Annotated in this window: 12 protein-coding genes and 3 tRNA genes; 6 read left to right on the top strand and 9 right to left on the bottom strand. The window is 41.4% G+C overall.

Annotated features, from left to right (window positions below; genetic code table 11):
- The 3 genes from ACS125_RS05720 to ACS125_RS05710 are packed head-to-tail and all read left to right on the top strand — an operon-like array spanning position 1 to position 1,217.
- Positions 1 to 528, top strand: a complete 528-nt coding sequence (locus tag ACS125_RS05720) for a Na+/H+ antiporter subunit E (protein ID WP_004794999.1) — start codon at positions 1 to 3, stop codon at positions 526 to 528.
- On the top strand, positions 525 to 800 hold the full coding sequence (locus ACS125_RS05715; protein WP_004795001.1) for a monovalent cation/H+ antiporter subunit F: 276 nt from the start codon (positions 525 to 527) through the stop codon (positions 798 to 800). The genes ACS125_RS05720 and ACS125_RS05715 overlap by 4 nt, the downstream gene beginning before the upstream one ends.
- A 12-nt stretch (positions 801 to 812) precedes the next feature.
- Positions 813 to 1,217: a Na+/H+ antiporter subunit G gene (locus ACS125_RS05710; RefSeq protein WP_004795003.1), complete on the top strand. Its 405-nt coding sequence runs from the start codon at positions 813 to 815 to the stop codon at positions 1,215 to 1,217.
- Positions 1,218 to 1,271: 54 nt separating this feature from the next.
- On the opposite strand, the gene ACS125_RS05705 is transcribed toward ACS125_RS05710, so the two are convergent.
- The 9 genes from ACS125_RS05705 to tpiA form a co-directional block, all read right to left on the bottom strand.
- Positions 1,272 to 1,673 (bottom strand): ribosome-binding factor A, encoded by a 402-nt coding sequence (locus ACS125_RS05705; RefSeq protein ID WP_004795004.1) that lies wholly within the window; start codon positions 1,671 to 1,673, stop codon positions 1,272 to 1,274.
- Entirely contained in the window at positions 1,673 to 4,372 is a 2,700-nt protein-coding gene (infB, locus tag ACS125_RS05700) for a translation initiation factor IF-2 (protein WP_005301836.1), read from the bottom strand. Before infB ends, ACS125_RS05705 begins: the two co-directional genes overlap by 1 nt.
- A 10-nt stretch (positions 4,373 to 4,382) precedes the next feature.
- Positions 4,383 to 5,867: a transcription termination factor NusA gene (gene nusA, locus ACS125_RS05695; RefSeq protein ID WP_003654584.1), complete on the bottom strand. Its 1,485-nt coding sequence runs from the start codon at positions 5,865 to 5,867 to the stop codon at positions 4,383 to 4,385.
- Positions 5,868 to 5,903: 36 nt separating this feature from the next.
- Entirely contained in the window at positions 5,904 to 6,431 is a 528-nt protein-coding gene (gene rimP, locus ACS125_RS05690) for a ribosome maturation factor RimP (protein ID WP_004795010.1), read from the bottom strand.
- Between the two features lie 215 nt (positions 6,432 to 6,646).
- Positions 6,647 to 6,723 (bottom strand) — tRNA-Met (locus tag ACS125_RS05685).
- Between the two features lie 88 nt (positions 6,724 to 6,811).
- Positions 6,812 to 6,888: transfer RNA gene (locus tag ACS125_RS05680), tRNA-Met, on the bottom strand.
- A gap of 38 nt (positions 6,889 to 6,926) precedes the next feature.
- A tRNA-Leu gene (locus tag ACS125_RS05675) sits at positions 6,927 to 7,011 on the bottom strand.
- Positions 7,012 to 7,067: 56 nt separating this feature from the next.
- Positions 7,068 to 7,397, bottom strand: coding sequence for a preprotein translocase subunit SecG (gene secG / locus ACS125_RS05670; protein WP_004795012.1), 330 nt, complete (start codon positions 7,395 to 7,397; stop codon positions 7,068 to 7,070).
- 12 nt (positions 7,398 to 7,409) lie between these two features.
- Positions 7,410 to 8,204, bottom strand: coding sequence for a triose-phosphate isomerase (gene tpiA / locus ACS125_RS05665; RefSeq protein WP_312824127.1), 795 nt, complete (start codon positions 8,202 to 8,204; stop codon positions 7,410 to 7,412).
- Between the two features lie 291 nt (positions 8,205 to 8,495).
- On the opposite strand from tpiA, the gene pilB reads away from it, so the two are divergent.
- The 3 genes from pilB to ACS125_RS05650 are packed head-to-tail and all read left to right on the top strand — an operon-like array spanning position 8,496 to position 12,322.
- A complete protein-coding gene (gene pilB / locus ACS125_RS05660; protein WP_174726996.1) occupies positions 8,496 to 10,208 on the top strand; it encodes a type IV-A pilus assembly ATPase PilB in 1,713 nt (570 codons plus the stop codon).
- A gap of 27 nt (positions 10,209 to 10,235) precedes the next feature.
- Positions 10,236 to 11,462 (top strand): type II secretion system F family protein, encoded by a 1,227-nt coding sequence (locus ACS125_RS05655; RefSeq protein WP_151964081.1) that lies wholly within the window; start codon positions 10,236 to 10,238, stop codon positions 11,460 to 11,462.
- Positions 11,462 to 12,322 (top strand): prepilin peptidase, encoded by an 861-nt coding sequence (locus ACS125_RS05650; protein WP_443270996.1) that lies wholly within the window; start codon positions 11,462 to 11,464, stop codon positions 12,320 to 12,322. The genes ACS125_RS05655 and ACS125_RS05650 overlap by 1 nt, the downstream gene beginning before the upstream one ends.

The following is a 12,322-nucleotide window of genomic DNA, read 5'->3' as shown; positions in this document are numbered from 1 at the left end:
ATGCAGTTATCTCATTTGCTTGAACGTTGGTTTCCACATCCATTTGTTTCGGTTCTGATCATTTTATTTTGGTTGATGCTGGCGCATAGTCTTGATGCGAGTGATCTTTTGACTGCAATGCTTTTGGGCTTAATCATCCCTCGTTTAGTCAAACCATTTATTACCCGTACACCGCATATTCACTGGAAACCTGCGGTTAAACTATGTTTTGTGGTTCTTTGGGATATTATTATTTCTAACTTTAAGGTCGCAAAACTTGTTTTAGGGCCTACTAAAAAATTACACCCTAAATGGTATCGTGTACCTTTAGAGACAGAACATGAGCAGGTCAATACCTTACTAGCGATGATCATTACCACAACACCAGGTACGGTTTCTGCGGGTATTGATCAGGAACGTGGCGATATTCTGGTTCATGCTTTGAGCACAGATAATACCGAATCTGATATTCAAGACATCAAACAACGTTATGAAATTCCACTTATGGAAATTTTTGATGTGAAAAGTAAAACGGAGGCAAGTGCATGACGATCCTACCTTATGCTCTAGGTATTAGCTCAATTGCCATTACAATCTCTATGCTACTTTGTCTCTTCAGATTGGTCATAGGTCCATCAATTGTAGATCGGCTTTTAGCACTCGATACTCTCTTCTTAAATGCAACTTGTCTCATTGTTGTTTTAGGCATTTATTGGATGACGACCTCTTTATTTGAAGGAGCCCTACTGGTTGCGATGCTAGGTTTCGTATCTACGGCAGCCTTAGCACGTTACTTCACAACTGGTCACGTAATCGATTAAGGAGAGATCAAAATGCAGTTCGTAATGGAAGTTATTGTTTCAGTCTTTCTGGTTTTTGGTGCTTTCTTTATGTTAGTCGGCTCGATTGGCATGGTGCGCTTACCTGACTTATTCATGCGCTTACATGCACCCACAAAATCGAGTACATTAGGATTAGGCAGCTTTTTGATTGCGTCTATGATCTTTTTTGCTTTTCAAGGCCGCTTTGGTTTTGCCGAGCTACTGATCACACTTTTAGCTTTTATTACCGCACCAGTTTCAGCAAATTTAATTGCTCAAGCTGCGCTACATTTACGTTTGCGCTCATTGAGTGGAGAAGTTCCTGAGTCAATTGAACGCCCCTTGCCGTGGGACCGTTATAAAATTGGACAGCGTTTCTCGCAAAATAAACCGCCTATGGACCCTCCTAAAGACTAGGAAAAAGCCCACCAATAAAAAAGCCACCCGAAGGTGGCTTTTTTATTTTTTATATTACTGTTCGTCGTCTGAATCGCGTTTCGGCAAATCATTTACCGCTTTTTCGATCAGACCAAACATATAGTTACCATAAGCATTCGTCTTGTCATAATGGAAACGCAATCTTGGCGTAATACGTGTCTTGATACGACGGCTCAATTCATGACGCAAGAAACCAGAAGCTTTATTTAATACCTCTAAAGTTTCTTTATTCGCTGCTTCACTTTGCTCATCGCCAAGCTCACGCCCCATTACGGTGACATAAACTTCAGCATAACCCATGTCTGCACTGACTTTCACCGCAGAGATGGTCACTAGACCACCTAAGCGAGGATCTTTAAGCTCTTGACGAATCAGCTCAGACAACTCGCGTTGAACTGAATCCGCCATGCGCTTTAAGCGTTGGCTACCCGCCATTAAAGACTCCGTTTAATCAATTGAACATCATAGACTTCAATTTTATCTTTCACTTTGATGTCTTTATAACCTTTCACCGCAAGACCACATTCCATACCGGCACGAACTTCTTCAACCACTTCTTTATAGCGACGAAGAGATTCAAGCTCACCTTGGAACACAACCACGTCATCACGTAATACGCGAATCGGTTTATTACGATGCAATACACCTTCAAGTACCATACAGCCTGCTGCTGCACCAAACTTACTTGAGTGGAATACTTCACGTACTTCAGCAACACCCAAGATAGTTTCACGATGTTCAGGAGCAAGTTTACCGCTCATGGCATCTTTCACATCATCAATTAATTCATAGATGATGCTGTAGTAACGAATATCGATACCGTCTTGGTCACTTCTCTGACGAGCAGTCGTATCAGCACGAACGTTAAAGCCTAACAATACAGCTTCTGAAGATTCAGCAAGAATCACATCAGACTCAGTAATCGCGCCAACACCCGAACTAATTACACGAACTTTTACTTCATCAGTAGATAATTCATGTAAAGCTGCATTCAATGCTTCTAAAGTACCACGTACGTCTGTTCTTAAAACAACGTTCACTGTAGGAACATCTTTTTTGCCCATTGACGACATGATATTTTCAAGACGCATTGCGCTTTGACGATCAATACGTTTTTGACGTTCACGGTCAGCACGAGCATCAGCAACTTCACGCGCTTTCTTCTCGTCATTTACAACAAGAACTTCATCACCTGCCATTGGAGCATCTGGAAGACCCAGAATTTCTACTGGAATAGATGGTCCTGCTGATTTAATCGGCTTACCATTTTCATCAGACATTGCACGGACACGACCATATGACGAACCTGCAAGAACAAGGTCACCAATGTTTAATGTACCGTTTTGAACAAGAATAGAAGTTACTGCACCACGGCCTTTATCAACACGCGCTTCAATAACAACACCTTGTGCAGCACCTTCAGCAGATGCTTTTAATTCCATCAATTCTGATTGAATAAGAATTAAATCAAGGAGTTCATCAATACCTTGTCCACTGTGTGCAGAAACCTTAGCAATCGGAACATCACCACCCCATTCTTCTGGAACGATTTGTTTCGTTGTTAATTCATTTAACACACGGTCTGGATCAGCAGATTCTTTATCCATTTTGTTGATTGCAACAATAATTGGAGTACCTGCTGCACGCGCATGGTCAATTGCTTCAGCAGTTTGTGGCATTACACCGTCATCTGCCGCAACAACCAATACAACGATATCCGTTGCTTTAGCACCACGTGCACGCATTGAAGTAAATGCAGCATGTCCCGGTGTATCAAGGAATGTAATAATTCCTTTGTCTGTCTCAACGTGATATGCACCAATATGCTGGGTAATACCACCTGCTTCACCTGCCGCCACTTTCGAACGACGGATACGGTCAAGCAATGATGTTTTACCATGGTCAACGTGACCCATAATGGTAACAACTGGCGGACGAGTTGTTTGCTCACCACGTGCTTCTTCAGCCGCTTCAAGCAAGTTATCTTCCGCTTGTGTATCAGAAACTAAAACAGGATTATGACCCATTTCTTCAACAACAAGTGCTGCTGTATCTTGGTCAATAGCTTGTTCCTGATTAACCAACTCACCCATTTTCATAAGTGTTTTGATAACTTCACGTACTTTAATCGCCATTTTTTGAGCAAGATCGGCAACAACAATGCTTGAACCGATCTCTACATCATAAACTTGCTTTTTAACTGGTTTTTCAAATCCATGCTTATTCGCTTGGCTTGATTTTAAACCACGTTTGTTATGGTTAACAAAGCTTTGCTCTTCTTGACCACGACGACCACCCTTTTTACCCGCACGAGGGTTAGTGGTTGCGCCACCGCGTTTAATTTCACGGTCTTCTTGCTTGAATGAATCTTCATAAGCTTGGCCTACAAGACCTGAAGCAAGTGGAGAATCATCAATCACACGAATTGTGGTAGTAGCTTCGTCACTTGAATACTTAGACGCCATTTTGCGCATTTGTTCAAGTGTACGTTGCTGAGCTTCTTCAGCCGCTTTACGACGCGCAGCTTCTTCAGTTGCTTTCAACTGAGCTGTTTGTGCTTCACGCGCTTTCTTTTGCTCTAATGTTTCTGCTGGTTTTGGTGCAGGTTTTACTGTACCACCACCACGTTTTTTCACTACTACAGCAGCTTTAGGAGCTGTCTGAGCAGCGCTATCTTGTTGATGAGCAGCACGCATAGCATCTAAAGTTGCTTTTGCTTTTTGCTCTGTTTGAAGACGCGCGTTTTGCTGTGCAGTGTCACGCGTTTGCTGTTCTACACGTGCTTTAGCTTCAGCTTCTGCACGTGCTTTAGCTTCAGCTGCAATTTGTTCAGGGTTTGGTTTAGCAAAAACCTGTTTTTTACGTACTTCTACGTTAATTGTTTTTGCTTTACCTGAAGTACTTGCAACTTTAGCGGTACTGGTTGTTTTACGTTTCAACGCAATTTTTCCTGTGTTACCACTTTCCTGACCATGCACTTTTTTCAAATGATTGACTAAAGTATCCTGTTGTTCAGTGGTAATAATGTCGTCTGCTGTACGTTGAGGCAAACCTGCTTCACGAGCCTGTTCTAGGAGCTTCTCAACAGGACGTTCTACACTGAGAGCTAACTCTTTAATCGACTTGTCCGTCATATTTCATCTCCTAGTTAAACCATGATTCGCGAGCTTTCATGATCAATTGACCTGCTTTTTCATGATCAAGTCCTTCAATATCAGAGATATCGTCAGTAGCCTGATCTGCCAAATCATCGACAGTAATAATACCGCGAGCGGCAAGCGAGTAAGCGATCTCAGAAGTCATGCCTTCCATAGTGAGAAGGTCTGCGCTCGGTTCTTGAATATTTTCTTGCTGTTTCAAAGCATCAGTAAGTGCTGCTTCTTTTGCACGACTTTGCAATAACTCAACCAATTCAGCATCAAGCTCAATTTCGTCAAAAGTTTCAGCTGGAACATAAGCAATCTCTTCTAAAGAGGTAAAGCCCATTTCCACCAATGCCATTGCTAAATCTTCTTCAATATCGAGACGTGATACAAACATATCAAGATATTGCTGAGCTTCATTTTGCTGACGAGCACGATACTCTTCTTCAAGCATCATGTCGAGTTTGTAGCCAGTTAAATCAGAAGCCAAGCGAACATTTTGGCCTTGTGAGCCAATCGCGCGAGCCAATTGATCGCTGGTTGCAAAAATAATATCGGCACTTCTTGCATCTTCATCAAGCACGATGCCTGAAACATCAGCTGGTTCTAATGCACTTGCAATGTACTGAGCTGGATCATCAGACCAGACCACTACATCAATACGTTCACCGTTTAACTCTTGTTGTACTGCTTGAATACGCGTACCACGCATACCAATACATGCACCTACAGGGTCAATACGATGGTCATTTGTTTTTACTGCAATTTTAGCACGAACGCCCGGTTGACGTGCCGCTGCTTTAATTTCAATAATTTCTTCAGAAATTTCAGGAATTTCTTTTTTCATTAAAGCAATTAACATTTCAGGCTTAGCGCGTGATAACAACAACTGAGCGCCACGACCTTCACGGTTCACATTGTATAAAATAGCGTTCATACGTTGTTTCGGACGAAGAATTTCTTTTGGAATCATTTCTTCGCGCGCAAGGTAAGCTTCAGCGTTGTCGCCTAAATCAATAATAAAGCCATCTTTGGTTTGTTTTTTCACTTCACCGTAAATTAACTCACCAACTTTAGACTCGTATGCATCAGCAACTAAAGCACGCTCAGCTTCACGAATTTTTTGTACGATAACTTGTTTTGCAATTTGTGCAGCGATACGACCAAACTCAATAGATTCTACTTCGAGTTCACGAACATCACCAATTGACCATTTAGATGGGTCAAGGTCAGAAATCGCATCTTGGCAAGCTGGCATTTCATGATCTTCATCTGCTACAACAGTCCATTGACGGAATGTACTGTAATCACCAGTTTTACGATCAATTTCTACACGAAGCTGAGCTTCTTCAGCATGCGTACCTTCGTAAAATCTTTTCTTCGTTGCAGCAACTAGAGCTTGTTCTAAAGCCTCGAAGATCGCTTCACGACTAACACCTTTTTCATTACTAACCGTTTCAACAACGGTAAGAATTTCGCGGCCCATAAGTCACCTACCGATTTCTTATAAAATTTAATAAATTTAATCTTGATAGATCAAGTTTGCTTTATCGATATTGTTGCTGTCGATCTCAAGCACGTGCTTCCCATCAACTTCAACCTGAATTTCTTCATTTTCAAGGTCTACTGCAATAAGCTTTGCTTGAAATTTACGACGATTTTCTACTGCTGCAATCAAACGCAAAGCAATTTGTTGTCCGATGTAGCCTTGTAACTGTTCTAGTTGAAAAAATGGACGATCCCAACCTGGTGAAGAAACTTCTAATGAATACTCACCTGAAATTGGATCATGAACATCCAGCATTGCGCCAACTTGTTGTGTTACACGCACACAATCTTGTACACCAATACCACGGCCTAGTTCTACTTCACCATCCTCATTAAGTACTGGCTCAGCATCTTCTTCACTTACCGCTTTATCGATATAAATACGCAATAATGAACGTTTACCTTGTGGGAGAAACTCGATTCCCCAAAGGTCGACACCACATGCTTGTACTGCAGGAACAATTAAGTCATGCAATGCTTGGGATTTATTTGATAATTTCATTTACTCTCGTCATTCTCGTGCGATTCAATCGGTTGTTTTAACCGACACAGACCTACTATAGTGAAGCATGACTATTTGACCAATTGATGTCGAAACTACACGATAGCGATACGATAACCAATAAAAAAGGGCGTTAATCGCCCCTATGTAGCACAGAAAACAATAGTCCACTGTGCAAAAAGGCCCACTTGTCTGTGAGCCTCTTTTAAGAAACTTGGTAGCGGGAGCTGGATTTGAACCAACGACCTTCGGGTTATGAGCCCGACGAGCTACCAGACTGCTCCATCCCGCATCAACGTGCAAAAATTATATACAAATATCAAATAAAGTCAATGTAAACTTTCTAGATACTGTCTGATTAAGTTGCACCTTAATCAATTTGGTAGCGGGAGCTGGATTTGAACCAACGACCTTCGGGTTATGAGCCCGACGAGCTACCAGACTGCTCCATCCCGCATCAAAAAACTGCTTGCACTCAACTTTCTGGTTCAAAGTTGGTGCGGAAGGGGGGACTTGAACCCCCACGCCCGAAGGCACTACCACCTCAAGGTAGCGTGTCTACCAATTCCACCACCACCGCAGCTTGTGGGACGCATTCTAGTCCTTCCAACTATAAAAGGAAAGCCCTATTTCGAATTATTGACCCGTTTTTGGTGCATTTGGTGAAGTTTCAGGCGATGTTGTTTGAATTGGTGCTGTTGTTTGTACAGATTTCAAACTATATGCCTCAGTCGTCTGTTTTTTTGCAAAAACAGCCAAGGTTAAACTCGTCACAAAAAACAGTGCCGTTAAAATAGCAGTAAGGCGAGTAAGGAAATTAGCTGAACCCGATGCGCCAAATACAGTTGCTGCTCCGCCACCACCGAAAGAAGCACCAGCATCCGCACCTTTACCGTGTTGGACTAGAATCAAGCCAATCATCAGTACCGCTAAAATAATATGTACGATCAGTACAAAAGAGTGCATACCCTATCCTCGTTATTTACTTTGTGCAAAGGCATGTACGATTTGATAAAAAGATGCTGCATTTAACGAAGCACCTCCAACCAACGCGCCATTAATATCTGGACATGCTGCCAACTCGACTGCATTCTCAGCTTTTACACTACCGCCATATAAAATCGCAATGTCTGGACCCGCAGAAGTAATCTGACTTAAACCTTCACGGATTTTAGCATGCATTGCCTGTGCATCTTGTGGTGAAGCAGTTTTACCTGTACCAATTGCCCAGATTGGCTCATAAGCGATTACAATTTGCTTTTGCCATTGCTCTGCAGTCACTACAGGTGCTATATCACAGATCTGTTGCAATACAACCTGCTCTGCCAAATTTTGTTCACGCTGTTCGAGACTTTCACCCACACAATAAATGACAGTTAAGCCTGCATTTAAAGAATTTTGGAGTTTTGCCTTCAAAATTTCAACGTTATCACCTAACAAATCACGGCGCTCAGAGTGACCCACCAATACAAAATTAATTTGGCTATCTTTTAATAATTCTGCACTGACTTCACCAGTATAGGCGCCTGTACCTGCTACACGCGATACATCCTGTGCAACTGTATATACTGTTTTTGCAGCATCTTGCAATTGGGTTTGTACCATTGTAAGTGCAATAGAAACCGGAGCAACTCCGACATGGCAGCTTTCATCTGCAATTTCGTTTTGTTGCAATAGTTGTTTAAATTCTTCTATAAGTTGTTTGGCATTGGCACGCATTGGGTTCATTTTCCAGTTGCCAACTACCCAAGGCGTAATCGTCGAACCCGACATACGGCTCACCTTTCATCAAAAATGCAGCACATTCTACACGCATTTCTACAAATTTCAGATACTTTTCTTTAACGGCTTTGCTCATATCTTTTCTACTATTTGAAAACAGTCATAAAACTTTATTAAGACTAAAGCTCCGCGTTTTAAAAATTAATGAATAAAAACTTCGACTGGTTCAAGCTTTAATATATGGATCAAGACGAGAGCATCATTTTCTCAGGTAGTAATTTTAGATAACAAAAGTATAATTTTTTATATACCAATTATAAACATATGAGCACAGGTAGGCAGATGTCAGTCATACATACATCTCCAAAATTTTCGGGGTTTTTTCGACGATTAGTCGAAGAAAAACATGTGTCGGCAGCGACCATGCAAGCAGCACTAGATGCAGCAAAAAGAGCTAAACAGGATACTGTTGCGTACCTGATTGAAGAGGTTAATCTCTCCCCTTCTTTATTAGCTGAAACAATTTCTATTGAATTTGCTGAGCCATATTTTGATCTGGACGTTTACGATGTCAGCCAGATTCCTAAAGATTTGGTCGACCAGAAACTGATTTTAAAACATCGGATCTTGCCTCTCGTAAAAAAAGGACAGATTTTATATGTTGCAACCAGTAATCCTAGCAATATTGATGCTATTGATGCTATTCGCTTCAACAGCAAGCTTATGGTTGAGCCGGTTATTGTCGAGCATCATAAACTCGAGAAAATTCTGGTACAGCAATTTACTGAAGAAAGTAGTTTCGAGTTTAGCGATGAAGAGTTTGATCTAGATGTAGATCTTGATACCTCAGCTGCTCCAGAAGAGGATGAAGATACTCCGCAAGGCGATGAAGCACCTATTGTTAAATATATTAACAAGTTATTGATTGATGCGATTCGTATGGGGGCTTCTGATTTACATTTCGAACCTTATGAGAAATCGTATCGGGTCCGTTATCGGGTCGATGGCGTTTTGCGTCAAATTGCAAATCCGCCTTTGCAACTGGCTAATCGTTTGGCTTCACGCTTAAAAGTGATGTCTCAAATGGACATTTCTGAAAAGCGTGTCCCTCAAGATGGTCGTATCAAGCTCAAGCTATCAAAATCTAAAGCAATTGATTTTCGTGTGAACTCTCTTCCGACCTTATTTGGTGAAAAGTTAGTTCTACGTATTCTCGATCCATCGAGTGCCATGCTGGGAATTGATGCACTAGGATATGAAGAAGAGCAAAAAGCACTCTTTATGGAAGCCTTAGATAAGCCACAAGGTATGCTTTTAATCACAGGTCCGACAGGTTCTGGTAAGACTGTATCTTTATATACAGGCCTCAACATTTTAAACACTGAAAGTTCCAATATTTCTACTGCCGAAGATCCAGTCGAAATTAACCTTGAAGGCATTAATCAGGTTAATGTGAACCCTAAGGTAGGTCTAACTTTTTCAGCTGCACTTAAGTCATTTTTACGTCAGGACCCTGACATTATTATGGTCGGTGAAATTCGTGATTTAGAAACAGCTGAAATCGCGATTAAAGCTGCTCAGACAGGTCATATGGTGATGTCCACGCTACATACCAACAGTGCTCCTGAAACACTGACTCGTCTACGCAATATGGGCGTTCCGTCTTTCAATATTGCAACATCAGTCAATCTGGTCATTGCTCAGCGTTTGGCACGTCGACTATGTTCTCAATGTAAAGTACCTACTGACATTCCTAAACAAAGCCTATTGGAAATGGGTTTTACCGAACAAGATCTGACGCATCCCGATTTTCAAGTTTTTCAACCAGTCGGTTGTCCAGAATGTCGTGAGGGCTACAAAGGTCGAGTTGGTATTTATGAAGTAATGAAAGTCACACCTGAGATTTCCAAGATTATTATGGAAGATGGCAATGCGTTAGAAATCGCTGCCGCTTCTGAAAAACTGGGGTTTAATAATCTGCGTCGCTCAGGTTTAAAGAAAGTTATGCAAGGTGTTACTTCTTTACAAGAAGTCAACCGCGTAACCAGTGAATAAAAGACAATTTAAAATAAGGATAATGTCATGACTGTCAAAAAGGCACAATTGATGCCGACTTTTGCTTATGAAGGGGTTGACCGTAAAGGCGTAAAAATTAAGGGGGAACTTCCGGCTAAAAATATGGCTTTAGCCAAAGTCACCCTACGCAAACAAGGTGTGACTGTTCGTAATATTCGAGAAAAGCGTAAAAATATTCTTGAAGGTTTATTTAAGAAAAAAGTATCAACGCTCGATATCACGATTTTCACACGACAACTTGCAACCATGATGAAAGCCGGCGTCCCACTAGTACAAGGCTTTGAAATTGTGGCAGAAGGTTTAGAAAACCCAGCTATGCGCGAGGTGGTACTCGGTATTAAAGGTGAAGTTGAAGGTGGTAGCACTTTTGCCTCAGCTTTAAGAAAGTACCCTCAACACTTCGACAAACTGTTTTGCTCTCTTGTAGAGTCTGGCGAACAGTCTGGTGCGCTTGAAACCATGCTGGACCGTGTGGCAATTTACAAAGAAAAAAGTGAATTGCTCAAGCAGAAAATCAAGAAGGCTATGAAATACCCGGCAACGGTTATTGTGGTTGCTGTGGTTGTTACCATTATTTTGATGGTTAAAGTCGTTCCCGTTTTCCAAGATCTGTTTTCTTCCTTTGGCGCAGATCTACCTGCTTTTACACAAATGGTCGTAAATATGTCGAAATGGATGCAGGAATACTGGTTCATTCTGATTATTGTGATCGGTGCAATCATTGCGGCATTTCTGGAAGCTAAAAAGCGTAGTAAAAAATTCCGCGATGGTTTAGACAAACTTGCCCTGAAACTACCCATCTTTGGTGATCTGGTTTATAAGGCGATTATTGCCCGTTACAGCCGTACTTTAGCAACAACTTTTGCAGCTGGTGTTCCTCTCATTGATGCGCTTGAATCAACAGCTGGTGCAACTAACAATGTCATTTATGAACAAGCCGTCATGAAAATTCGTGAAGATGTTGCTACAGGTCAACAACTCCAATTTGCAATGCGCGTTTCAAATCGTTTTCCATCTATGGCTATACAAATGGTCGCAATTGGTGAAGAATCTGGTGCACTAGACAGCATGCTAGATAAAGTTGCAACGTACTATGAAAATGAAGTTGATAATGCCGTTGATGGCTTAACTTCAATGATGGAACCTTTAATTATGGCAATTTTAGGGGTACTTGTAGGCGGTCTGGTGATTGCTATGTATCTTCCAATTTTCCAAATGGGCTCAGTTGTATAATGCAAGAAATTATTGCTTATTTTATTCAAAACTTAACTGCACTTTATATTGCAGTTGCATTATTGAGCCTATGTATTGGTAGCTTTCTTAATGTGGTGATTTATCGCACCCCAAAAATGATGGAACAAGATTGGCAGCAAGAATGTCAAATGCTACTCGACCCTGAGCAACCCATCATTGAGCATGAAAAACTAACATTAAGTAAGCCTTCTTCATCATGTCCAGAGTGCCATCAGCCCATCCGTTGGTATCAAAATATTCCTGTCATTAGTTGGTTGGTTTTAAAAGGTAAATGTGGACATTGCCAGCATTCTATTAGTATTCGCTATCCAGCCATCGAACTACTCACCATGCTATGTTCATTAGTAGTAGTCATGGTGTTTGGCCCAACCATTCAAATGCTTTTGGGGCTAGTCCTGACTTGGGTCCTGATTGCCCTCACCTTTATAGACTTTGATACTCAGCTACTACCCGACCGTTTTACCCTGCCTTTAGCTGCGCTTGGGTTGGGCATTAACACCTTTAATATTTACACCTCGCCTAACTCAGCCATTTGGGGTTACCTGATTGGTTTTTTATGTCTTTGGATTGTGTATTACTTATTTAAAGTGATTACAGGCAAAGAAGGCATGGGCTACGGCGACTTTAAATTGCTTGCCGCATTAGGCGCGTGGATGGGGCCATTGATGCTGCCATTAATTGTGTTATTGTCATCTTTACTAGGTGCAATTATTGGCATCATTTTATTAAAATTACGCAATGACAATCAGCCCTTTGCCTTTGGGCCCTACATTGCCATTGCAGGTTGGGTTGCCTTTCTATGGGGTGACCAGATTATGAAAATCTATTTGGGAGGTTAA

This window comes from Acinetobacter sp. PFS20, from assembly GCF_052261015.1.
Taxonomy (GTDB): domain Bacteria; phylum Pseudomonadota; class Gammaproteobacteria; order Pseudomonadales; family Moraxellaceae; genus Acinetobacter.
The sequence above is the reverse complement of the archived record's forward strand: the minus strand, read 5'-3'. Positions and strand labels throughout refer to the sequence as shown.